General features: G+C 61.6%; 14 protein-coding genes, 6 tRNA genes and 3 rRNA genes. 5 read left to right on the forward strand and 18 right to left on the reverse strand.

Going from position 1 to position 23,178, the window contains the following annotated elements; genetic code table 11:
• Positions 1-84: 84 nt before the first annotated feature.
• The 17 genes from rpoB to ABNX08_RS19925 form a co-directional block, all read right to left on the reverse strand.
• Complete coding sequence (gene rpoB / locus ABNX08_RS19845) at positions 85-4,191, reverse strand: DNA-directed RNA polymerase subunit beta (protein ID WP_022536868.1); 4,107 nt, start codon at positions 4,189-4,191, stop codon at positions 85-87.
• A 428-nt stretch (positions 4,192-4,619) separates the two neighbouring features.
• On the reverse strand, positions 4,620-4,991 hold the full coding sequence (rplL, locus tag ABNX08_RS19850) for a 50S ribosomal protein L7/L12 (protein ID WP_022536869.1): 372 nt from the start codon (positions 4,989-4,991) through the stop codon (positions 4,620-4,622).
• Positions 4,992-5,060: 69 nt separating this feature from the next.
• A complete protein-coding gene (rplJ, locus tag ABNX08_RS19855) occupies positions 5,061-5,582 on the reverse strand; it encodes a 50S ribosomal protein L10 (RefSeq protein ID WP_022536870.1) in 522 nt (173 codons plus the stop codon).
• Positions 5,583-5,993: 411 nt separating this feature from the next.
• A complete protein-coding gene (gene rplA / locus ABNX08_RS19860) occupies positions 5,994-6,689 on the reverse strand; it encodes a 50S ribosomal protein L1 (RefSeq protein WP_022536871.1) in 696 nt (231 codons plus the stop codon).
• Positions 6,690-7,121, reverse strand: a complete 432-nt coding sequence (gene rplK, locus ABNX08_RS19865) for a 50S ribosomal protein L11 (protein WP_011299323.1) — start codon at positions 7,119-7,121, stop codon at positions 6,690-6,692.
• Between the two features lie 162 nt (positions 7,122-7,283).
• Positions 7,284-7,865 carry a transcription termination/antitermination protein NusG gene (gene nusG, locus ABNX08_RS19870; protein ID WP_010810468.1) on the reverse strand — a complete coding sequence of 194 codons (582 nt, stop codon included), beginning with the start codon at positions 7,863-7,865 and terminating at the stop codon, positions 7,284-7,286.
• Between the two features lie 10 nt (positions 7,866-7,875).
• Positions 7,876-8,256, reverse strand: coding sequence for a preprotein translocase subunit SecE (gene secE / locus ABNX08_RS19875; RefSeq protein ID WP_022536872.1), 381 nt, complete (start codon positions 8,254-8,256; stop codon positions 7,876-7,878).
• A gap of 59 nt (positions 8,257-8,315) precedes the next feature.
• Positions 8,316-8,391: transfer RNA gene (locus tag ABNX08_RS19880), tRNA-Trp, on the reverse strand.
• An 84-nt stretch (positions 8,392-8,475) separates the two neighbouring features.
• Positions 8,476-9,666 carry an elongation factor Tu gene (gene tuf, locus ABNX08_RS19885; RefSeq protein WP_022536864.1) on the reverse strand — a complete coding sequence of 397 codons (1,191 nt, stop codon included), beginning with the start codon at positions 9,664-9,666 and terminating at the stop codon, positions 8,476-8,478.
• Between the two features lie 44 nt (positions 9,667-9,710).
• A tRNA-Thr gene (locus ABNX08_RS19890) sits at positions 9,711-9,785 on the reverse strand.
• 37 nt (positions 9,786-9,822) lie between these two features.
• Positions 9,823-9,896: transfer RNA gene (locus ABNX08_RS19895), tRNA-Gly, on the reverse strand.
• Between the two features lie 51 nt (positions 9,897-9,947).
• Positions 9,948-10,033, reverse strand: a tRNA-Tyr gene (locus ABNX08_RS19900).
• Between the two features lie 290 nt (positions 10,034-10,323).
• Positions 10,324-10,437: ribosomal RNA gene (gene rrf, locus ABNX08_RS19905) — 5S ribosomal RNA — on the reverse strand.
• Between the two features lie 128 nt (positions 10,438-10,565).
• Positions 10,566-13,444 (reverse strand): 23S ribosomal RNA (locus ABNX08_RS19910).
• A gap of 297 nt (positions 13,445-13,741) precedes the next feature.
• Positions 13,742-13,817 (reverse strand) — tRNA-Ala (locus ABNX08_RS19915).
• A 12-nt stretch (positions 13,818-13,829) separates the two neighbouring features.
• Positions 13,830-13,906: transfer RNA gene (locus tag ABNX08_RS19920), tRNA-Ile, on the reverse strand.
• A gap of 62 nt (positions 13,907-13,968) precedes the next feature.
• Positions 13,969-15,500 (reverse strand): 16S ribosomal RNA (locus ABNX08_RS19925).
• Together the 16S, 23S and 5S rRNA genes with 5 tRNA genes alongside form the textbook arrangement of a ribosomal RNA operon.
• A gap of 624 nt (positions 15,501-16,124) precedes the next feature.
• Between ABNX08_RS19925 and ABNX08_RS19930 the strand changes: the two genes are divergently transcribed.
• From ABNX08_RS19930 to ABNX08_RS19950, 5 genes are all read left to right on the forward strand, one after another.
• Positions 16,125-17,828 (forward strand): AMP-binding protein, encoded by a 1,704-nt coding sequence (locus tag ABNX08_RS19930; RefSeq protein WP_022536873.1) that lies wholly within the window; start codon positions 16,125-16,127, stop codon positions 17,826-17,828.
• A 22-nt stretch (positions 17,829-17,850) separates the two neighbouring features.
• Entirely contained in the window at positions 17,851-18,237 is a 387-nt protein-coding gene (locus ABNX08_RS19935) for a DUF488 domain-containing protein (RefSeq protein WP_022536874.1), read from the forward strand.
• A 55-nt stretch (positions 18,238-18,292) separates the two neighbouring features.
• Positions 18,293-19,537: a nucleoside recognition domain-containing protein gene (locus ABNX08_RS19940; protein ID WP_022536875.1), complete on the forward strand. Its 1,245-nt coding sequence runs from the start codon at positions 18,293-18,295 to the stop codon at positions 19,535-19,537.
• 400 nt (positions 19,538-19,937) lie between these two features.
• Positions 19,938-22,049 carry an FUSC family protein gene (locus ABNX08_RS19945; protein WP_022536876.1) on the forward strand — a complete coding sequence of 704 codons (2,112 nt, stop codon included), beginning with the start codon at positions 19,938-19,940 and terminating at the stop codon, positions 22,047-22,049.
• A gap of 121 nt (positions 22,050-22,170) precedes the next feature.
• A complete protein-coding gene (locus ABNX08_RS19950; protein WP_013958269.1) occupies positions 22,171-22,449 on the forward strand; it encodes a DUF1488 domain-containing protein in 279 nt (92 codons plus the stop codon).
• Positions 22,450-22,509: 60 nt separating this feature from the next.
• Here the strand turns inward: ABNX08_RS19950 and ABNX08_RS19955 are convergent, their stop codons facing one another.
• Positions 22,510-22,980: a universal stress protein gene (locus tag ABNX08_RS19955; protein WP_349609771.1), complete on the reverse strand. Its 471-nt coding sequence runs from the start codon at positions 22,978-22,980 to the stop codon at positions 22,510-22,512.
• Positions 22,981-23,178: the final 198 nt, after the last annotated feature.

Here is a 23,178-nt window from a genome sequence, read left to right on the forward strand (position 1 = left end):
CGATGGCATTCATCCTGTGGGAAATCCTTGCCGCTGTTTCGTCGACAGGGAGCCGGCCGCAACCGGCTCCCCTCACCTGCCCGATCAGTAGCGATCGAGATCGATGTCGATACCCAGCGAGCGGATTTCCTTCACCAGCACGTTGAACGATTCCGGCATGCCGGCGTCGATCGAGTGCTCGCCCTTGACGATGTTCTCGTACACCTTGGTACGGCCGTTCACGTCATCGGACTTGACCGTCAGCATTTCCTGCAGCACATACGATGCGCCGTAGGCTTCCAGTGCCCACACTTCCATCTCACCGAAACGCTGGCCACCGAACTGGGCTTTACCACCCAGCGGCTGCTGCGTCACCAGCGAGTACGGGCCGGTGGAACGTGCGTGCATCTTGTCGTCGACCAGGTGGTGCAGCTTCAGCATGTGCATCACACCCAGCGTGACCGGACGCTCGAACGCTTCGCCGGTGCGGCCGTCGTGCAGCGTGACCTGCTGCTTGGAAGCAGTCAGGCCCTTCTCCTTCGCAATCTCTTCCGGATAGGCGAGGTCCAGCATGCGGCGGATTTCGTCCTCATGCGCACCATCGAACACCGGCGTCGCGAACGGCACGCCCTTCTTCAGGTTCTCGGCCAGTTCCAGGACTTCCGAATCCGACAGGCTGTCGAGGTCTTCGACCTTGCCACTCTCGTTGTAGATCTGCGTGAGCAGGTTGCGAACTTCGGCTGCCTTGGCTTGCGCCTTCAGCATGTTGCCGATGCGCTCGCCCAGACCGCGCGCGGCCCAGCCCAGGTGCGTCTCGAGAATCTGACCCACGTTCATCCGCGAAGGCACGCCCAGCGGATTCAGCACGATGTCGGCAGGCGTGCCGTCGGCCATGTAGGGCATGTCTTCGATCGGGGTGATCTTGGACACGACACCCTTGTTACCGTGACGGCCTGCCATCTTGTCGCCAGGCTGCAGGCGGCGCTTGACGGCCAGGTACACCTTGACCATCTTGATCACGCCCGGCGGCAGTTCGTCGCCCTGCGTGAGCTTCTTGCGCTTCTCTTCGAAGGCCAGGTCGAACTCGTGACGCTTCTGCTCGATGGCTTCCTTGACGGCTTCCAGCTGGGCAGCCACGTCCTCGTCGGCCGGGCGGATGTCGAACCAGTGGTACTTGTCGATATCGGCCAGGTACTCCTTGGTCAGCTTGGCGCCCTTGGCCAGCTTCTTCGGACCGCCGTTGACGGTCTTGTCGAGCAACAGGCGCTCCAGACGCTGGAACGCGTCGCCTTCCACGATACGCAGCTGGTCGTTCAGGTCCAGGCGGTAGCGCTTCAGTTCGTCGTCGATGATCGACTGGGCACGCTTGTCGCGGGTCACGCCTTCGCGGGTGAAGACCTGGACGTCGATCACGATGCCGCTCATGCCCGAGGGCACACGCAGCGAGGTGTCCTTCACGTCCGATGCCTTCTCGCCGAAGATCGCGCGCAGCAGCTTCTCTTCCGGGGTCAGCTGGGTCTCGCCCTTCGGCGTGACCTTGCCCACCAGCACGTCGCCGGCTTCAACTTCAGCGCCGATGTAGGTGATGCCCGACTCGTCCAGGCGAGCCAGCTGGGCTTCGGCCAGGTTCGAGATATCCCGCGTGATTTCTTCCGGTCCCAGCTTGGTGTCGCGGGCAACGACCGACAGTTCCTCGATGTGGATCGAGGTATAGCGGTCTTCGGCCACCACACGCTCCGAGATCAGGATCGAATCCTCGAAGTTGTAGCCGTTCCACGGCATGAACGCCACCAGCATGTTCTGGCCCAGTGCCAGTTCACCCAGGTCGGTCGAGGCGCCGTCGGCGATCACATCGTTGCGGGCAACGATATCGCCAACCTTGACCATCGGACGCTGGTTGATGTTGGTGTTCTGGTTCGAGCGCGTGTACTTGATCAGGTTGTAGATGTCCACGCCGACTTCACCGGCCACGGCTTCGTCGTCGTTCACGCGGATCACGATACGCATCGCGTCGACATAGTCGACCACACCGCCACGCATCGCCTGCACGGCCGTACCCGAGTCGACCGCAACGGTGCGCTCGATGCCGGTACCGACCAGCGGCTTGTCCGGACGCAGGCAAGGCACAGCCTGACGCTGCATGTTCGCGCCCATCAGTGCACGGTTCGCGTCATCGTGTTCCAGGAACGGCACCAGCGAGGCAGCGGCCGACACGATCTGCGACGGCGCCACGTCGATGTACTGCACGCGGTCCGGCGTGACCATACGGGTTTCACGCTCGGAGCCTTCACGCGCCGACACCAGTTCGTCGGTGAGGATGCCTTCGGCGTCGACGGTTGCATTGGCCTGCGCCACCACGTACTTGCCTTCCTCGATAGCGGACAGGTAGTCGACCTGGTCGGTCAGCTTGCTGTTCTCGACCTTGCGGTACGGGGTTTCCAGGAAGCCGTACTCGTTCAGGCGCGCGTACAGTGCCAGCGAGTTGATCAGACCAATGTTCGGACCTTCCGGCGTTTCGATCGGGCACACGCGGCCATAGTGGGTCGGGTGCACGTCGCGGACTTCAAAGCCGGCGCGCTCGCGCGTCAGACCGCCCGGGCCCAGTGCGGAGACACGGCGCTTGTGCGTGATCTCGGACAGCGGGTTGGTCTGGTCCATGAACTGCGACAGCTGCGACGAACCGAAGAACTCGCGGATCGCCGACGAGATCGGCTTCGAGTTGATCAGGTCGTGCGGCATCAGGTTCTCGGTCTCGGCCTGGCCCAGACGTTCCTTGACAGCACGCTCCACGCGCGACAGGCCGGCGCGGAACTGGTTTTCGGCCAGTTCGCCGACGCAACGCACGCGACGGTTGCCCAGGTGATCGATGTCATCGACCTCACCCTTGCCGTTGCGCAGGTTGACCAGGATCTTGATGGTCTCGAGGATGTCCTCGTCCTGCAGCACCATGGCGCCTTCGCCGCTGGGGCGGCCCAGGCGGCTGTTGACCTTCATGCGGCCAACGCGCGACAGGTCGTACGACTCTTCGCTGTAGAACAGGCGCTGGAACAGCGCTTCCACCGCTTCTTCGGTCGGCGGCTCGCCCGGGCGCATCATGCGGTAGATCGCGATACGCGCAGCGGTCTGGTCGGCGGTCTCGTCCACGCGCAGGGTCTGCGACATGTACGGGCCCTGATCCAGGTCGTTGGTGTACAGGGTCTGGATCTGCTTGACGCCGGCTTCGCGCAGGTTTTCCAGCAGCGTTTCAGTCAGCTCGTCGTTGGCGTTGGCAATCACCTCGCCGGTATCCGGGTCGATGATGTTCTTGGCCAGCACGCGGCCCAGCAGGTAGTCTTCCGGCACGCTGATCAGCTTGGTGCCGGCCGAGTCCAGGTCGCGGATATGCTTGGCGTTGATCCGCTTGTCCTTCTCGACCACCACGCGACCGTTCTTGTCGGCGATGTCGAAGCGTGCGACTTCACCGCGCAGGCGCTCGGGCACGAACTCCAGCTGCGCGCCTTCCGACTGCAGCGTGAAGTTGTCGAACACGAAGAAGTGCGCGAGGATCTGTTCCGGGGTCAGGCCGATCGACTTCAGCAGGATCGTCACCGGCATCTTGCGGCGGCGGTCGACGCGGAAGTACAGGATGTCCTTCGGGTCGAATTCGAAGTCCAGCCACGAACCGCGGTAGGGGATGATACGTGCCGAGAACAGCAGCTTGCCCGAGCTGTGGGTCTTGCCCTTGTCGTGCTCGAAGAACACGCCCGGCGAGCGGTGCAGCTGCGAGACGATGACACGCTCGGTGCCGTTAATCACGAACGAACCGGTGGAAGTCATCAGTGGGATTTCGCCCATGTAGACTTCCTGTTCCTTCACTTCCTTGACCTTGCCAGGATTCTCGCGATCGTTGATGATCAGGCGAACCTTGGCGCGCAGGGCCGAGTGGAAGGTCAGGCCACGCTGTTGACACTCCTTGACGTCGAACGGCGGGTTGGACAGGTGATAGGAGACGAACTCCATACGGGCGAGCCCGTTATGCGAGGAGATCGGGAAAATTGCGTTGAAAGCGGCCTGGAGGCCTTCAGTCTTGCGACGCGCGGTCGGCGTTTCCGCTTGCAAGAACTGGGTGTAGGATTCAATCTGGGTGGCAAGCAGGAATGGAACCTGATGTACCGTCGCACGCTTCGCAAAACTTTTGCGAATGCGCTTCTTTTCGGTGAAGCTGTACGCCATGGGATCTCCGAATCATCGCAGGACGGCTGGACCTGGCCGCGCCTGAGGTGTTCAGCGACTGGGAGGGGATTTGGCGGTTGGCCGCTACCAACCTCTGGCTGACGGTGTCCGCACGCTGCGGGCGGTGTGGTCGTCGCATCAGCGCAACGCCTGTACTCGCCCGGGGGACACCCGACCAAACTTGTCTTCTGCAGTCGGTTCAGAAGACAAACATCAGCAGCAACCCCTTAGTGTGCCACTGATGTTTGGCCTCTGCTGAATCGCCGGCAAATCAAGTCCTGCCGGGGATCGCAAACATCACTTTTTACGACTTTGTTGCTGTGCGGAGTGGTGACTAAAACACAATCGCACAAGCGCAAAAAGGCTGGCGCCGGGAATTTCCCTTTGCCAGCCCCATTCGCGTGCCGCAAGGGCACGCGAGCACTGCATTACTTGACGTCGACCTTTGCGCCGGCGTCTTCCAGCTTCTTCTTGGCTTCGGCAGCAGCGGCCTTGTCCACGCCTTCCTTGACGGGCTTCGGTGCGCCATCGACCAGATCCTTGGCTTCCTTCAGGCCCAGACCGGTGATTTCGCGAACAGCCTTAATCACGCCAACCTTGTTGGCGCCGACTTCGGCCAGGATCACGTTGAATTCGGTCTGTTCTTCGGCAGCAGCAGCGGCAGCGCCCGGGGCAGCAGCCACGGCCATGGCAGCGGCGGACACGCCAAACTTCTCTTCGAACGCCTTGACCAGGTCGTTCAGTTCCATCACGGACATCGCGCCAACGGCTTCCAGGATGTCGTCTTTGGTGATTGCCATTTGAAATACTCCTACTAGATTTGATTCGGTATCGGTAATGCGATCTTTCGATGCGAGGCCTGGATTGCCTTAGGCGCCGGCGGCTTCCGCTTCCGCGGGAGCGCCTTCTGCGTTCTTGGCAGCCAGTGCAGCCAGCAGACGGGCGAAGCCCGACACCGGTGCCTGCATCACGCCCAGCAGCTGAGCAATCAGTTCGTCGCGGCTCGGGATCGAGGCCAGCGCCTTCACGGCGGCAGCGTCGAGAACCTTGCCGTCATACGACCCAGCGCGCAGGACCAGCTTGTCGTTGGTCTTGGCGAAGTCGTTCAGAACCTTGGCCGACGACACTGCATCTTCGGAAATACCGTAGATCAGCGGACCGGTCATCTGCTCTGCGAGGCCTGCAAACGGCGTACCTTCGACGGCACGGCGGGCCAGCGTGTTCTTCAGAACACGCAGGTACACGCCTTGCTGGCGAGCGGCAGCACGCAGCTTGGTCAGATCGCCAACCGCAATGCCGCGATATTCGGCCACGACGATGGTCTGGGCCTTGGCGACTTGCGCCGAGACCTCAGCAACGACGGCCTTCTTATCTTCAATATTGAGTGGCACGGTTAAGCTCCAAAATGACGCTGTCTCTCCGGCAATACCGGAGCCTTCACGTCAGCACAAACGAACGGCGTCCGATTGGCCCGAATCGACCGGGGCAGTGCCCGGCTTCTTCAATCCCTTCGGGTGCGCCATCTGCGCTGGCTGGCCGGAAGACGTCGCTCAGGCTGGGAAGCCTTCCCGCACGTTCCGACCGATTAAGCCCTTTCCGCATCACTGCCGCAGACAAGGACACCAGCGGTCTTTGATAACCAGCAGTGCCCGCCGATATGCTTGCGCATCCGGCCGGACACCACTGCCCAAAGCCTTGCTCCATCCCTCGCGGTCCGGAGACGACCCCCGCCATTGGCCAGGGTCTTCAATTCTTCTTGCCGACCAGCGTTATCGGGTTCCGGTCAGCAATTTGCCGTCAGCTCAGGCAGCCAGCGTACCCTGGTCGACACGCACGCCAACGCCCATGGTCGACGAGACGGCAACCTTGCGCAGGTACACGCCCTTGCTGGTAGCCGGCTTGGCCTTGACCAGCGCGTCCAGCAGCGCCGCCAGGTTGCTCTTCAGCGCGGTGTCTTCGAACGAACGACGGCCGATGGTGGCGTGGATGATGCCGGCCTTGTCGACACGGAACTGGACCTGACCGGCCTTGGCGTTCTTCACGGCCTGGGCCACGTCGGGGGTCACGGTGCCAACCTTCGGGTTCGGCATCAGGCCGCGCGGGCCCAGGATCTGGCCCAGCGTACCGACGATACGCATCGTGTCCGGCGAAGCGATCACGACGTCGAAGTTCAGGTTGCCGGCCTTGACTTGCTCAGCCAGGTCTTCCATGCCGACGATGTCAGCACCGGCGGCCTTGGCGGCTTCGGCCTTCTCACCCTGGGCGAACACAGCCACGCGCACCGACTTGCCGGTACCGGCGGGCAGCACCACGGAGCCACGAACCACCTGGTCCGACTTCTTGGCGTCGATGCCCAGTTGCACGGCCACATCGATCGATTCGTCGAACTTCGCCGAGGCGCAGCCCTTCACCAGGCCCAGGGCCTCGTCGATCGGGTAGAACTTGGTACGCTCGATCTTCGCCTTGTTGGCGGCGACGCGCTTGGAAACCTTAGCCATTTACAGACCCTCCACGGTGATGCCCATCGAACGAGCCGAACCGGCGATGGTACGCACGGCGGCGTCCAGGTCGGCGGCGGTCAGGTCAGCGTTCTTGGCCTTGGCGATTTCTTCAGCCTGGGCGCGGGTGATCTTGCCAACCTTGTCCGTGTGCGGCTTCGGCGAACCCTTGGTCACGCCGGCTGCCTTCTTGATCAGCACGGTCGCGGGGGGCGACTTCATCACGAACGTGAAGCTCTTGTCGGCGAAGGCGGTAATCACCACCGGCACCGGCAGACCAGGCTCCATGCCTTGGGTCTGGGCGTTGAACGCCTTGCAGAACTCCATGATGTTCAGACCACGCTGACCCAGTGCGGGACCAACGGGCGGGGAGGGATTTGCCTTACCAGCCGGAATCTGCAGCTTGATAAAGCCAATGATCTTCTTGGCCATCTCTACTCCAATCCGGATCGCTCTTTCGGGATGCGATCCTGTTGAGTCGTAACGCGCTGTCGCCGCACCGTCGGCACGGCCTCACGCTCCTCTTGGCGCCGCCACCGGGGCAGCGTCGCCGTTGCCAGTTGCCGCCCTTTCAGGCTGCAGCCGGCAAATTCCTTAAACCTTCTCGACCTGGCCGAACTCGAGCTCGACCGGCGTTGCGCGCCCGAAGATCGTGACCGAGACGCGCAGGCGCGACTTCTCGTAGTTCACTTCCTCGACGTTGCCGTTGAAGTCGGTGAACGGGCCATCCTTGACCCGCACCATTTCGCCCACTTCGAACAGCGTCTTGGGACGCGGTTTCTCGACCCCTTCCTGCATCTGGGTCATGATCTTGTCGACTTCGCGCTGCGAAATCGGGCTCGGGCGGTTGCGGGCGCCGCCCACGAAGCCGGTGACCTTGCTGGTGTTCTTCACCAGGTGCCAGGTTTCGTCGGTCATTTCCATTTCCACCAGCACGTAGCCCGGGAAGAAACGGCGTTCGGTGACCGACTTGTGCCCGCCCTTGATTTCCACGACTTCTTCGGAAGGCACCAGGATGCGGCCAAACTTGTCCTGCATCTCGGCGCGCTCGATGCGCTCCTGCAGCGCGCGTTGCACGCTCTTCTCCATACCGGAGTAGGCATGCACGACATACCAGCGCTTCTTCGACGAAGGCGATTCCGGCGCGGTGGTTTCCTGCTGAGCGTTATCCGTCATGTGCTACCTCTTATTTCCAGCCCAACACGAGCGAGAAGACGATCCACTCGATGAGCTTGTCCGCCGACCACAGGAACAGTGCCATGATGACGACAAAGACGAAGACCAGTCCCGTCATCTGCCCGGACTCCTTGCGCGTCGGCCAGACGACCTTGCGAACTTCCCGGTACGATTCCTTGGCGAACCCGATAAAGTCCTTGCCTGGTGCCGACACCAGCGCAACCACGATACCCAGTGCAATGCCGCCGAACAGCGCAGCGCCACGTACATAAGACGGTTGCTGTGCTAGTGCATAGAAACCGATGACACCGGCAACCACCAGCAGCACCGCGACGCCGAGCATCCACTTGCCGCTGTTGGCGTTCACGGTTTCAACATTGGGATTGGCCATGTTTCGCAAACGAGACTAAGCCGCGTCACGATTGTTCTTCGCGACGCGGCTGATTGATTTGGCAGGGGCAGAGGGAATCGAACCCCCAACCTTCGGTTTTGGAGACCGACGCTCTGCCAGTTGAGCTATACCCCTAAAACAACTGGGGGCCGACGCACGCGCCAACCCCTTTCTGGCAACGAACGCGGCCGGTTGGTGCCGCGTTCGCTATCGAACAACTTAGTCGAGGATCTTTGCCACGACGCCGGCGCCGACGGTACGGCCGCCTTCACGGATAGCGAAGCGCAGGCCTTCTTCCATGGCGATCGGGGCGATCAGCTTGACGGTGATCGACACGTTGTCACCCGGCATCACCATTTCCTTGTCCGCCGGCAGCTCGATCGAGCCGGTCACGTCGGTGGTACGGAAGTAGAACTGCGGGCGGTAGTTGTTGAAGAACGGGGTGTGACGGCCGCCTTCGTCCTTCGACAGGATGTACACCTCGCCGGTGAAGTGGGTGTGCGGCTTGATCGAACCCGGCTTGCACAGCACTTGGCCGCGCTCGACGTCTTCACGCTTGGTACCGCGCAGCAGCAGGCCGACGTTGTCGCCAGCTTGACCCTGGTCCAGCAGCTTGCGGAACATTTCCACGCCGGTGCAGGTGGTCTTCACGGTCGGGCGGATACCGACGATTTCGATTTCTTCGCCGACCTTGATCACGCCACGCTCGATACGGCCGGTCACCACGGTGCCGCGACCCGAGATCGAGAACACGTCTTCCACCGGCATCAGGAAGGTACCGTCAACGGCACGCTCCGGCGTCGGGATGTAGTTGTCCAGGGCGTCGGCCAGGTTCATGATGGCCACTTCGCCCAGCTCGCCCTTGTCGCCTTCCAGCGCCAGCTTGGCCGAACCCTTGATGATCGGGGTGTCGTCGCCGGGGAACTCGTACTTCGACAGCAGCTCGCGAACTTCCATCTCGACCAGCTCGAGCAGTTCAGCGTCGTCCACCATGTCGCACTTGTTCAGGAACACGATGATGTAAGGCACGCCAACCTGGCGGGCCAGCAGGATGTGCTCACGCGTTTGCGGCATCGGGCCGTCAGCGGCCGAGCACACCAGGATTGCGCCGTCCATCTGGGCAGCACCCGTGATCATGTTCTTCACATAGTCAGCGTGGCCCGGGCAGTCAACGTGCGCGTAGTGGCGGTTGGCCGTTTCGTACTCGACGTGGGCGGTATTGATGGTAATACCGCGTGCCTTTTCTTCCGGCGCTGCGTCGATTTCGTCGTACTTTTTGGCGGCACCACCGAACTTCGCAGCCAGCACCGTAGCGATCGCTGCCGTCAGCGTGGTCTTGCCATGGTCAACGTGACCAATCGTACCAACGTTCACGTGCGGCTTGGTCCGCTCGAACTTTTCCTTTGCCATTTCGCGACTCCTGTCTCGGTAGCGATATTGCCAGTGCGTGGTATTGGTGCCCATGGGCAGGATCGAACTGCCGACCTCTCCCTTACCAAGGGAGTGCTCTACCACTGAGCCACATGGGCGAAACTTGACGTACTACTTTGACAGCAACCGCGCGACTGGAGCGGGTGAAGGGAATCGAACCCTCGTCGTAAGCTTGGAAGGCTTCTGCTCTACCATTGAGCTACACCCGCCCGGTTCTTTCCTGCTTCTTCACCGGCACTGCCGGCTGCTGTCTTACATTCTGGTGGAGAGGGCTGGATTCGAACCAGCGTAGGCGTAAGCCAACAGATTTACAGTCTGCCCCCTTTAGCCACTCGGGCACCTCTCCGCAGAGAACTATCGATTATGGGGCTGTTCACCTCGCCTGTCAAGCACTTTCCGTTGCGGATGCTGTACTTGTTCAGACTAGGGAAGGCGTTCCAGCGTGGCGCTTGACGCCGCCTGATCGCTCCCACAAGCGCAGTTTAGATTTCTGCGTTCTCACCCTATAGGGCTTTCCGGCGCCAGCTCCTGGACGCTCTTAGGCCGCCTGGCGGGCGCCGGCGGCACGCACACCGACAACCGGAAAAGACAAAACCCCTCGCAGCATCAGCTGTCGAGGGGTTTTGCGGTATAAGAGCCTGGCGATGACCTACTTTCACACGGGTAATCCGCACTATCATCGGCGCGGAGTCGTTTCACGGACCTGTTCGGGATGGGAAGGGGTGGTTCCAACTCGCTATGGTCACCAGGCATAAGGGGTTGCAACGCTGGGGTTGAGGCCAACGCTGCGAATAGGGATGTAGTTGGGGTTGTGCGTCTTGTGTCAACTGTTTCGGCACAGTCGCGATCACACATACCAGGTAAAACACACTGGTTATAGGATCAAGCCTTACGGGCAATTAGTACTGGTTAGCTTAACGCATTACTGCGCTTCCACACCCAGCCTATCAACGTCCTGGTCTCGAACGACCCTTCAAGGAGGTCAAGCCTCCAGGGAATCCTCATCTTCAGGCGAGTTTCCCGCTTAGATGCTTTCAGCGGTTATCTCTTCCGTACATAGCTACCCTGCGATGCCTCTGGCGAGACAACAGGTACACCAGCGGTACGTCCACTCCGGTCCTCTCGTACTAGGAGCAGCCCCCGTCAAGATTCCAACGCCCACGGCAGATAGGGACCAAACTGTCTCACGACGTTTTAAACCCAGCTCACGTACCTCTTTAAATGGCGAACAGCCATACCCTTGGGACCGGCTACAGCCCCAGGATGAGATGAGCCGACATCGAGGTGCCAAACACCGCCGTCGATATGAACTCTTGGGCGGTATCAGCCTGTTATCCCCAGAGTACCTTTTATCCGTTGAGCGATGGCCCTTCCATTCAGAACCACCGGATCACTATGTCCTGCTTTCGCACCTGCTCGACTTGTCGGTCTCGCAGTTAAGCACGCTTTTGCCATTGCACTTTAGGTACGATGTCCGACCGTACCAAGCGTACCTTCGAACTCCTCCGTTACACTTTGGGAGGAGACCGCCCCAGTCAAACTGCCTACCATGCACTGTCCCCGACCCGGATTCACGGGCCAAGGTTAGAACCTCAAACAAACCAGGGTGGTATTTCAAGGACGGCTCCACGTGAACTAGCGTCCACGCTTCAAAGCCTCCCACCTATCCTACACAGATCGGTTCAAAGTCCAATGCAAAGCTACAGTAAAGGTTCATGGGGTCTTTCCGTCTAGCCGCGGGGAGATTGCATCATCACAAACACTTCAACTTCGCTGAGTCTCGGGAGGAGACAGTGTGGCCATCGTTACGCCATTCGTGCAGGTCGGAACTTACCCGACAAGGAATTTCGCTACCTTAGGACCGTTATAGTTACGGCCGCCGTTTACCGGGACTTCAATCAAGAGCTTGCACCCCATCATTTAATCTTCCGGCACCGGGCAGGCGTCACACCCTATACGTCCACTTTCGTGTTTGCAGAGTGCTGTGTTTTTATTAAACAGTCGCAGCCACCATTTTATTGCAACCCCGTCACCCTTCTGGCGCAGGCCAGTCAAGCTACCAGGGCGTACCTTATCCCGAAGTTACGGTACCAATTTGCCGAGTTCCTTCTCCCGAGTTCTCTCAAGCGCCTTAGAATACTCATCTCGCCCACCTGTGTCGGTTTGCGGTACGGTCTCGTATGACTGAAGCTTAGAGGCTTTTCTTGGAACCACTTCCAATTGCTTCGCAGCACTAGGCCGCTCGCCCCACATCCTTGAATTCCGCGCCCGGATTTGCCTGAGCGCCTTCTCCAATGCAGGGACCGGGACTTCCAACACCCGGACAACCTTCCGCGATCCGTCCCCCCATCGCATCATACGACGGTGCAGGAATATTAACCTGCTTCCCATCAGCTACGCATCTCTGCCTCGCCTTAGGGGCCGACTCACCCTACGCCGATGAACGTTGCGTAGGAAACCTTGGGCTTACGGCGAGGGGGCCTTTCACCCCCTTTATCGCTACTCATGTCAGCATTCGCACTTCTGATACCTCCAGCATCCTTTACAAGACACCTTCACAGGCTTACAGAACGCTCTCCTACCACGCACTTGCGTGCGTCCGCAGCTTCGGTGACTGGCTTAGCCCCGTTACATCTTCCGCGCAGGACGACTCGATCAGTGAGCTATTACGCTTTCTTTAAAGGGTGGCTGCTTCTAAGCCAACCTCCTGACTGTTTTAGCCTTCCCACTTCGTTTCCCACTTAGCCAATCTTGGGGACCTTAGCTGGCGGTCTGGGTTGTTTCCCTCTTGACACCGGACGTTAGCACCCGATGTCTGTCTCCCGTGATTGCACTCTTCGGTATTCGGAGTTTGCTATGGCGGGGTAATCAGCAATAGACCCCCCAACCATGACAGTGCTCTACCCCCGAAGGTGAGACACGAGGCACTACCTAAATAGTTTTCGGAGAGAACCAGCTATTTCCAGATTTGTTTAGCCTTTCACCCCTATCCACAGCTCATCCCCTAACTTTTCAACGTTAGTGGGTTCGGTCCTCCAGTACGTGTTACCGCACCTTCAACCTGGCCATGGATAGATCATCTGGTTTCGGGTCTACACCCAGCGACTCAACGCCCTGTTCGGACTCGCTTTCGCTACGCCTTCCCTAATCGGTTAAGCTTGCCACTGAATGTAAGTCGCTGACCCATTATACAAAAGGTACGCCGTCACCCCCGAAAGGGCTCCGACTGTTTGTATGCATGCGGTTTCAGGATCTATTTCACTCCCCTCCCGGGGTTCTTTTCGCCTTTCCCTCACGGTACTGGTTCACTATCGGTCGATCACGAGTATTTAGCCTTGGAGGATGGTCCCCCCATCTTCAGACAGGATTTCACGTGTCCCGCCCTACTTGTCGTACACCTAGTTCCACAACGCTGTTTTCGCATACAGGGCTATCACCTGCTAGGGCCGGGCTTTCCATCCCGTTCTGCTAACAATGCTGCTAAAGAGTACAAGGCTGTTCCCATTTCGTTCGCCACTACTCTGGGAATCTCGGTTGATTTCTGTTCCTGCAGCTACTTAGATGTTTCAGTTCGCCGCGTTCGCTTCCCACACCTATGAATTCAGTGTGGGATGACCCATACGGGCCGGGTTTCCCCATTCGGACATCTCCGGATCAAAGCTTGTTTGCCAGCTCCCCGAAGCTTTTCGCAGGCTACCGCGTCCTTCATCGCCTGTGATCGCCAAGGCATCCACCACATGCACTTGTTCGCTTGACCCTATAACGAGTGTGTCTCGATCGCTCGAAGACCTCGCTACAGGATGAGTTCTCGCATTTGTGCCGTATTCCAAGTCATCTTTCGATCACTTAAATACATTTTGGTTGATACAATCACAACCCGGTATCGCGTTGGTACTGCAGCGTCTCATCAACGCTCGCGCGACACCTTTACTACATCCCATATTGTTAAAGAACAGCCGATCGTTAGATCGCTTGGCAATGCCAAATGAAAACACTCGCAACCTCATCGTCGCGATGCGCTTTCATTTGACAACCAATCCAAGGTACCAGGTGATGGTGGAGGATGACGGGATCGAACCGACGACCCCCTGCTTGCAAAGCAGGTGCTCTCCCAGCTGAGCTAATCCCCCGCATGGATAACTTGGTGGGTCTGGTAGGACTTGAACCTACGACCCCCGCCTTATCAAGACGGTGCTCTAACCACCTGAGCTACAGACCCTTGGCTGTAACAGCAAACAAACCGATAAGTGTGAACGCTAGGCTTGAGACACAAGCCTCTGGAAAGGAGGTGATCCAGCCGCACCTTCCGATACGGCTACCTTGTTACGACTTCACCCCAGTCATGAACCCTGCCGTGGTAATCGCCCTCCTTGCGGTTAGGCTAACTACTTCTGGCAAAACCCACTCCCATGGTGTGACGGGCGGTGTGTACAAGACCCGGGAACGTATTCACCGCGGCATGCTGATCCGCGATTACTAGCGATTCCAGCTTCACGTAGTCGAGTTGCAGACTACGATCCGGACTACGATGCGTTTTCTGGGATTGGCTCCCCCTCGCGGGTTGGCAACCCTCTGTACGCACCATTGTATGACGTGTGAAGCCCTACCCATAAGGGCCATGAGGACTTGACGTCATCCCCACCTTCCTCCGGTTTGTCACCGGCAGTCTCTCTAGAGTGCTCTTGCGTAGCAACTAAAGACAAGGGTTGCGCTCGTTGCGGGACTTAACCCAACATCTCACGACACGAGCTGACGACAGCCATGCAGCACCTGTGTCCACTTTCCCTTTCGGGCACCTAATGCATCTCTGCTTCGTTAGTGGCATGTCAAGGGTAGGTAAGGTTTTTCGCGTTGCATCGAATTAATCCACATCATCCACCGCTTGTGCGGGTCCCCGTCAATTCCTTTGAGTTTTAATCTTGCGACCGTACTCCCCAGGCGGTCAACTTCACGCGTTAGCTACGTTACTGAAGAAATGAATCCCCAACAACTAGTTGACATCGTTTAGGGCGTGGACTACCAGGGTATCTAATCCTGTTTGCTCCCCACGCTTTCGTGCATGAGCGTCAGTGACGTCCCAGGGGGCTGCCTTCGCCATCGGTATTCCTCCACATCTCTACGCATTTCACTGCTACACGTGGAATTCTACCCCCCTCTGACATACTCTAGCCTTGCAGTCACAAGCGCCATTCCCAAGTTAAGCTCGGGGATTTCACGCCTGTCTTACAAAACCGCCTGCGCACGCTTTACGCCCAGTAATTCCGATTAACGCTCGCACCCTACGTATTACCGCGGCTGCTGGCACGTAGTTAGCCGGTGCTTATTCTTCCGGTACCGTCATCGACCCGGGGTATTATCCCAGGCCATTTCTTTCCGGACAAAAGTGCTTTACAACCCGAAGGCCTTCTTCACACACGCGGCATTGCTGGATCAGGGTTGCCCCCATTGTCCAAAATTCCCCACTGCTGCCTCCCGTAGGAGTCTGGGCCGTGTCTCAGTCCCAGTGTGGCTGATCGTCCTCTCAGACCAGCTACTGATCGTCGCCTTGGTAGGCTCTTACCCCACCAACTAGCTAATCAGACATCGGCCGCTCCTGTAGCGCGAGGCCTTGCGGTCCCCCGCTTTCACCCTCAGGTCGTATGCGGTATTAGCTAATCTTTCGACTAGTTATCCCCCACTACAGGGCACGTTCCGATGTATTACTCACCCGTTCGCCACTCGCCACCAGGCCGAAGCCCGTGCTGCCGTTCGACTTGCATGTGTAAGGCATGCCGCCAGCGTTCAATCTGAGCCAGGATCAAACTCTTCAGTTCAATCTCTGTGTGGACCCTCGCGGGTCCTCGCTCTTTCGAGCGGTCGCTCACTCTCAGAAAACTGACTGACCAGATCCGAAGATCCAGTCACGTTTTGCTGTGCGAGCACTGATAACTTTTGAAGCAACACTGTCCGAAGACAGCGGCGTCCGCTACCCAGCGCCCACACTTATCGGTTGTTTGGTTGTTAAAGAACCCGGTCTTTCGACCTCGCCTCCGGCTTTGCCGTTTGCGTCGCTGCGTCAGCAGCAGAGAAAGAGATTATGCAGAGCTTTCTTCGTTTCGTCAACCGTTTCAGCAATCTTTTTTTGCTGCGGTCAGCGCTGCAAACCTCGCTGCGCCAACCTCCCGGTCGACCCCGCAACCCTTGCTGCGCCTGCTTTGCAGCGCTGCGTTGTGTTGCGAGGGGGCGAATATTAAGGGAGCCATGCGGGCTTGGCAAGCGATTTCGCGAAATAATTCGCGGAATCGACAAAAGCGGCGTGTACGCCTCAAATGTCGTGATGGCGACAGCTTCCTGCCGAGGCTCGGCTTAAGCTGATGCCAAGGCGCTGACCCAACCCGAACCGCCTTCTCTTCTATATATAGGCGTCGAATACGATCAGAGCAGTTGAAGGAGACAAGATGACCCAACCCGTGAAGCCCGGCCTGTCGCTGGTTGCCGGCAATCCCGACATTCCCCTTTCCGACGAGACGATCCCTGCACTGCTGGCCCGGGCCGTCGCGGCAAACCCCGGCGGCCCGGCCGTGGTGTTCCGCGAGCATGGCGTGCGCTGGAGCTGGGTCGAGTTTGCCGACCAGGTCGACCGCCTGGCCAGCGGCCTGCTCCAGCGCGGCATCCAGCCCGGCGACCGCGTCGGTATCTGGGCGCCGAACCGGCCCGAGTGGCTGGTGACCCAGTTCGCCACCGCCCGCATAGGCGCAATCCTGGTCAATATCAACCCGGCCTACCGCCAGGCCGAACTGGAATATGCACTGAACAAGGCCGGCGTGCGCATGCTGATCACCGCCGCGCGCTTCAAGACCAGCGACTACCTGGGTACGCTGCTGGCGCTGGCGCCGGAGTTGGCCCAGGCGGAACCCGGCGCGCTACGCGCCGCGCGCCTGCCTAAGCTGCAATGGCTCGCGCGCATGGGTGCGGAGGCCACGCCAGGCATGCTGAACTACGAGGCGCTGCTGGCCGAGCCGGATGCGGTCCGGCTGGACGCCATTACCGCCACCCTCAGCCCGCACGACGCCATCAATATCCAGTTCACGAGCGGCACCACCGGCAACCCCAAGGGCGCCACGCTGACCCACCACAATGTAGTTAACAACGGCCGCTTCGTGGCGATTGCAATGCGCTTCGGGTCCAGGGACGTTTTGTGCATCCCAGTGCCGCTCTATCACTGCTTCGGCATGGTGCTGTCGGTGCTGGCCTGCGTTTCGGTCGGGGCCTGCATGGTCTTTCCTGGCGAGGCTTTCGATCCGCTGGCGACCATGGAGGCCGTCAGTGCGGAACGTTGCACCGCCCTGCACGGCGTGCCAACCATGTTCATCGCCCAGCTCGACCACCCAGAGTTCAGTCGTTTCGACTTCTCCGCGTTGCGCACCGGCATCATGGCCGGCGCCCCCTGCCCGATCGAGGTCATGAAGCGGGTAGTCGCCGATATGCACATGGCCGAGGTCACCATCGCCTACGGCATGACCGAGACCAGCCCGGTCTCGTTCCAGAGCGCCACCGACGACCCGCTCGACAAGCGCGTCTCCACCGTCGGCCGCGTGCAGCCGCACCTGGAGTGCAAGGTGGTCGACGCGCTCGGCCAGATCGTGCCGACTGGCACCACCGGCGAGCTGTGCACTCGCGGCTATTCCGTGATGCAGGGCTACTGGGAAGACGAGGCGCGCACGCAGGAGGCGATCCGCGACGGCTGGATGCACACCGGCGACCTGGCCACTATCGACGACGAGGGTTACTGCAATATCGTCGGCCGGGTGAAGGACATGCTGATCCGCGGCGGCGAGAACATCTATCCGCGCGAGATCGAGGAGTTCCTGTTCCGCCATCCCAAGGTCCAGGCGGTCCAGGTGTTCGGCGTGCCTGACCAGAAGTACGGCGAGGAAGTCTGCGCCTGGATCGTGCTCAAACCCGGCCAGATCGCCACCGAGGAAGAGATCCGCGCCTTCTGCCGCGACCAGATCGCCCACTATAAGATCCCGCGCTATATCCGCTTTGTCTCGGAAATGCCGATGACTGTCACAGGAAAGGTGCAGAAGTTTGTCATGCGCGACACCATGATTCATGATCTGGGGCTTGAGGCAAACGCGAAGCCCGACGCAACCGCGTAGGCGAACATCAGCGGGATCATCCATGACCATCCGAATCGTAAAACTGGGTTCGCCACGCGCGGCCGATGAAGGCCTGCGCATCGGCACGGTACGGCGGCCGCCGCGCGGCGTGCCCAAGTCCGAGTTTGCCAGCCGCGATTTCTACGATGTCTGGTATCCCGCGCTGTCGCCTTCGCCTGAACTGGTGGCACAGGCGCTGGCGGCCAGCGACGACAAGGAATGGCGCGCGTTCGTCAGGCACTTCCGCAAGGAAATGGCCGAACCCGAAGCGAGCCGTACGCTCGACCTGCTGGCCGCGCTGTCGCACCAGACCAACTTCTCAGTGGGTTGCTATTGCGAAGATGAGGCGCATTGCCATCGGTCCATACTGCGCGAGTTGCTGGCCGAACGTGGGGCCGTGATCGGCTGATCCTACGCTGTGCCGGGGGCAACCCCGGAGATCCCTTCCCAGCATTCGCAATCCGATGGCCCTGAACGTAGTCTGGCTCGGTTTTTTCCTGATTTCCTTCCTCGCCGCCTGCATCCGCCTGGCCAGCGGCGACCTTGCCGTCTTCCCGGCGATGCTGGCCAGCCTGTTCGACAGCGCGCGCACGGCCTTCGAGATCGCGCTTGGCCTGGCCGGGGTGATGAGCTTGTGGCTGGGCATCATGCGCATCGGCGAGCGCGCCGGCGTGGTCGATGCCTTTGCGCGGCTGGTGAACCCGCTGCTGCGCCATTTCTTTCCCGGCGTGCCACAGGGCCACCCGGCGCAGGGCGCGATGATGATGAACGTGTCGGCCAACCTGCTCGGCCTGGACAACGCCGCCACGCCGCTCGGCCTGAACGCCATGCGCGAGTTGCAGACGCTGAACCGGCGCCCGGACGTCGCCACCGACGCCCAGATCATGTTCATCGTGCTGAATACGGCCGGGCTCACGCTGATCCCGACCTCGGTGATTGCGATCCGTCAGGCGATTGCGGTCAAACAGGGCCTGGTCGGCTTCAATGCCGCCGATATCTTCCTGCCGACGCTGCTGGCGACGGGCGGCTCATGCCTGGCGGGGCTGTTGGCGGTGGCCTGGGTACAGCGGCTCAACCTGTTGCAGCCGGCCGTGCTCGCGGCGTTCGGGCTGGTCGCGGCGCTGCTGGGCGGCATGTTCGCCTGGCTGCACCACGCGCCGCCGGAGCAGGTCGGCAGCGTGACCGCACTGGCAGGCGCCGGCTTTATCCTGTCGCTGATCACCCTGTTCCTGGTCTGTGGCGCGCTGCGGCGGGTCAATGTCTACGAAGCCTTTATCGATGGCGCCAAGGAAGGTTTCGGCGTCGCCGTGCAGATCATTCCTTATCTGGTGGCGATCCTGGTCGCGATCGGATTGTTCCGGGCGACAGGCTGCATGGACGTGCTGATGGGCTGGCTCACGCTGGGCTTTGCCTACCTGGGGGTCAATACCGATTTCGTGCCAGCCCTGCCGGTTGGACTGATGAAAATCCTGTCGGGCGCGGGCGCCCGAGGGCTGATGGTCGACGTGATGACGACCTACGGCGTGGACTCGTTCCAGGGCCGGCTGGCAGCGATCATCCAAGGATCGACCGAAACCACCTTCTATGTGCTGGCGGTTTATTTCGGCAGCGTCAATGTGCGCAACACCCGCCATGCGCTCGGTTGTGCGCTGGTGGCGGATGCAGCCGGCATCTTTTGTGCTGTTTGCGCCGCTTATCTGTTCCGGTAGTGCATTTCGCGCCGCAAAATTCCACCCTGTTGCATCAACGCAACGCTATTGTGCTTATCGCCAGACATTAACACATGGACGACTTGGTGCGTCGCAACAAAGCGTGTATAGTGAAGTCTGTCTCCTCCACCACCTCGGTGGATTCCAGCCCACGCACAACCTGCGTGGGTTTTTTTTGCCCTGTCGCCGGCCACTGCAACCGGCGTTGCTGATATTAGGCGGGACAAGCGCTGAATTTGTGCTTTGCGCACCTCGGCGGGCTTGCGACGCCCAGTACCGGTGCAACCACCCGCCGGAAGCGGCCCCGATGCCGGCTTTGTTGCACCGCACCAACCTGTGTCGTAGAGTGGCTAGACGATGGGCGGCCAATCCGGCCCCGCCTTCGTTACTTCCGGCCCGCATGTTCGCCAACGCCCGCCTGATCCAATACTGGCCCGAAACCGCGCTGCTCCGACGCGGGACCATCTATGCGCTGTCGTTCCTGGCATTGGCCGGCGTGGGCTGGCTGACCGGCGAGCAGGGCTACCTGTGGTCGGCCACTGCCTCCATCTGGACTTGCCTGGCGGACCGGCCGGGGACCGCGTCGGCGCGGTTCTCAAGCGTGGGCGCGGTCGGCATCGGCGGGGCAGTGGCGAGTGCGCTGGGCGCCGCGGTGGCACCCACGCCGTGGCTGGCCGTGCTGGCCGTCATGGCGGGCGGTCTCGCCGCGGGGCTGGCGGAAACGCGCGGCCAGGCCAGCGCGCTGGCAGCCAAGCTGCTCTATGTGGTGCTGGTGGCCGCATGCCTGCAGCCGATCACCGGGCCGGACCTGGCAGCACAGGCACTGCAGGGCGGCCTGGACTACCTGCGCGGCGGGGTGTTCGCTTGCGTGGCATGCCTGGCGCTGATCCCGTCCGCACGCGACGAACGGCCGCGCGCCGAAGTACTGGCCACCTACGATGCCCTGTTGCGGTTCGCCGCGGCGCTGGCGGACACGTCCCACGGCAGCGACCTTGCCGCTTGCAAACAGGACGTCCGCAACCGGATCGAAGCCGCGCGCCTGGCCATCGCTGCGCGCCGCAGCCTGCGCGACACCTTCAGCCCACTGCACCATGCCTATGCGGTAGGCGTGGCCGACGCCCTGTTCGCCCTGCTGATCGTTGCCGGCGAACTACGCGAGCGCGCCGGCGCCGTCCACGGCCTGCCCCTGCGCCATATCGCACGCAGCGTGGCCGATGCCCGCGAGCAGGTCAGCCAGGCACTGGATCGCCACGCACCCGACCTGCCGGCACTGAGCGCCGCACTGCGCCACGAACTGCGCCGCCTGACCGCGCCGGGCGCCAACACCGGTGCCCCGCCTTCCTATCACTCAGCGTTATCGGCCCTGGCGCGCCACCCCGATTTCGATACCTGGCGTGCCGGCTTTGCCTGGCCACGCCGGGGCCTGAGCCATGGCCTCGGCCGCATGCTGCGCGCGCTGGCCGACCACGCGGCACGCGACGCTCTGGCCGCGCGCCACGCCCTGCGCCTGGCGCTGGCCGGCAGCCTCAGCCTGGTGCCGGCGCAGCTATGGCACCTCGACCACGGCTACTGGGTCGCGGTGACGGTGATCATGGTGCTCAGCCCGCAGCTGCAGACCACGCGGCAGGTGTCGCTGAAGCGGTTCGCCGGATCGCTGGCTGGCGCGCTGGGCGCATGCGTGATCGGCCTGCTCCATCCGGCGCCCGCGGTAGCTCTGGGCATCAGCTCGGCCTTCCTGGCCGGCGCCTACGCCAATCGGCTGGCCGGGCAGCCGGGTGCATTCGCCTTCTGCCTGACGCCGGCGGTGATCCTGTTCTCATGGGTGGGCGCACCGGCCATCGACAGCAGCCACTTTGCCGCGCTGCGGGGGATCGACACCGCGCTGGGCTGCCTGATCGCGCTGGCCACGTACTATGTACTGGCCCCGCGTGTGGAAATGTCGCGCGTGTTCCGCCACGCCGTCGACGCGGTGGCGGTCAATGCGGTCTACCTGCGCGCCGCCCTGGCCGCCAGCCGAGTGGCCGATGCGGCCACGGCGCCGGCCGTGCCGCGCCTGGAAGCCTTGCGCATCGCCGCCGGCCGTGCATCCACCCGCGCCGAGCACACGCTGGCCCAGTCCGCCGCCGCCCTGGCGCCGGACTATGCGGGCGCCTACCAACGGGTGCATGCGACCGCGCGCCGCATGGCGGCGCTGGCAGGGGTGGTGCGAGCGGGGGTGGAGTCGGGCGCTTTTACGCTGCCCGCCGGCACCGAAGTGCGCGCGCTGATGGCAATGCTCGAAGCGCAACTGGCCGAGCTGGCAATGCGCCCGGGCCTGGCCGAGCGCGCCGGCACCGCCGAACCCACGGTCCTGCCGCGCTGCGCCGCAGGCGCCCTCGACGCCTTCCTGGCCGAGCAGGCCGACTATGCCGCCGCGCATCTCGCCGCCGCGCACGCCGCGGTAGCGGACCTGCGCGCGCTGGGGGTCACCGCGCGCCCGCCGCTGGGGCGCCGGCGGGCGCACAGTGGCTGATCGAAGGGAAGCAATCTGGCAGCAGCGCCGGCCGCCGACGCACGCGCGGCGAGGGAAGCCTTTACGGAACGCGACGATGACCTAGAATGATCTAATACCCGCCGCCAGCACGAGGCACGCCATGTCAGACATCACGTTCCCTCGCAGCCTCCCGACCTACTGCGCAGCCAGCCTGACGCTGTCCTGTCCCGCCACGGTCAACGGCAGTCCCACCCTCTATTCCGTCACCGCCGAGGCCCTCGAGGCCCATTTCGGCGCGCGCTCGCCGCGTGAGGAGGACCTGGTCGCCGCGTTCACCAGCAACCGCCAGCGCATCGAGCGCCTGGCCGAAAGCCTGTTCGAGCTGACCGAGGCGCGCGAGATCGTGCTGCGCAGCGGCCATTTCCGTTTCGCTGGCTGATCTGCACCGGATTCCGATCGAAGGCGCCAGGGGCGATGCCGCCCCGGCGCCCGCACGCGCTCAGTCTGCCTTGGCTTCGCCGCGCACCAGCAGCACCGGCATGGTGGACTGGCGGATCACTGCCTCGGCCACGCTGCCCAACATCAGCCGGCGCACCCCGCGCCGGCCGTGCGTGCCGATCACCAGCAGGTCGGCGCCCCACTGGCGCGCAGCCTCGTTGATCGAGGCACCGATATCGCCGGGCACCGGTGCTTCGCTGACCAGCCGGGTTTCATGCGCCACACCGGCCGCTGCAAGCCGCTGCGCCGCCGCTTGCAGCGCACGCTGGCCGCTTTCCTCGAACGCCTTCTGCAGTTGGCTCGGGTCGTAGTAGCCGGCATCGAACATGGGCATGAAGTTGTCGACGACATAGATCGCCAGCACGGTGGCGCCGCCCGGGCCCGCCACGCGGATGGCCTCGCCCAGCGCCAGCTCCGACGTGCTGCTGCCGTCCACCGCTACCACGATCTTGCTGTATGCCGCGCTTGCCATATGCGTTACCTCCGTAGACAGGTCTGGAACAGAAACAAGAAGGCGGCGGCAACGCCGCCCACGCTTCGATACTACACGTGCGGCAGTCGCCACGTGCCTGGTCGGATCAAGGCATCAGCACGGGAAACGGCCTCCACCTTAAATTGACCGACCGGTCGGCTTATATATAATAGGGCCAGCCGCCGCGCCCGGAACGGA

The sequence above is a fragment of the Cupriavidus sp. DF5525 genome (genome assembly GCF_040149425.2).
Taxonomy (GTDB): domain Bacteria; phylum Pseudomonadota; class Gammaproteobacteria; order Burkholderiales; family Burkholderiaceae; genus Cupriavidus; species Cupriavidus pickettii_A.

What these genes read in the sequence shown, in the direction of transcription:
- rpoB (WP_022536868.1), bottom strand. Translation starts at nt 4,191, where the DNA reads ATGGCGTACAGCTTCACCGAAAAGAAGCGCATTCGCAAAAGTTTTGCG.
- rplL (WP_022536869.1), bottom strand. Translation starts at nt 4,991, where the DNA reads ATGGCAATCACCAAAGACGACATCCTGGAAGCCGTTGGCGCGATGTCC.
- rplA (WP_022536871.1), bottom strand. Translation starts at nt 6,689, where the DNA reads ATGGCTAAGGTTTCCAAGCGCGTCGCCGCCAACAAGGCGAAGATCGAG.
- rplK (WP_011299323.1), bottom strand. Translation starts at nt 7,121, where the DNA reads ATGGCCAAGAAGATCATTGGCTTTATCAAGCTGCAGATTCCGGCTGGT.
- nusG (WP_010810468.1), bottom strand. Translation starts at nt 7,865, where the DNA reads ATGACGGATAACGCTCAGCAGGAAACCACCGCGCCGGAATCGCCTTCG.
- secE (WP_022536872.1), bottom strand. Translation starts at nt 8,256, where the DNA reads ATGGCCAATCCCAATGTTGAAACCGTGAACGCCAACAGCGGCAAGTGG.
- tuf (WP_022536864.1), bottom strand. Translation starts at nt 9,666, where the DNA reads ATGGCAAAGGAAAAGTTCGAGCGGACCAAGCCGCACGTGAACGTTGGT.
- ABNX08_RS19930 (WP_022536873.1), top strand. Translation starts at nt 16,125, where the DNA reads ATGACCCAACCCGTGAAGCCCGGCCTGTCGCTGGTTGCCGGCAATCCC.
- ABNX08_RS19935 (WP_022536874.1), top strand. Translation starts at nt 17,851, where the DNA reads ATGACCATCCGAATCGTAAAACTGGGTTCGCCACGCGCGGCCGATGAA.
- ABNX08_RS19940 (WP_022536875.1), top strand. Translation starts at nt 18,293, where the DNA reads ATGGCCCTGAACGTAGTCTGGCTCGGTTTTTTCCTGATTTCCTTCCTC.
- ABNX08_RS19945 (WP_022536876.1), top strand. Translation starts at nt 19,938, where the DNA reads ATGTTCGCCAACGCCCGCCTGATCCAATACTGGCCCGAAACCGCGCTG.
- ABNX08_RS19950 (WP_013958269.1), top strand. Translation starts at nt 22,171, where the DNA reads ATGTCAGACATCACGTTCCCTCGCAGCCTCCCGACCTACTGCGCAGCC.
- ABNX08_RS19955 (WP_349609771.1), bottom strand. Translation starts at nt 22,980, where the DNA reads ATGGCAAGCGCGGCATACAGCAAGATCGTGGTAGCGGTGGACGGCAGC.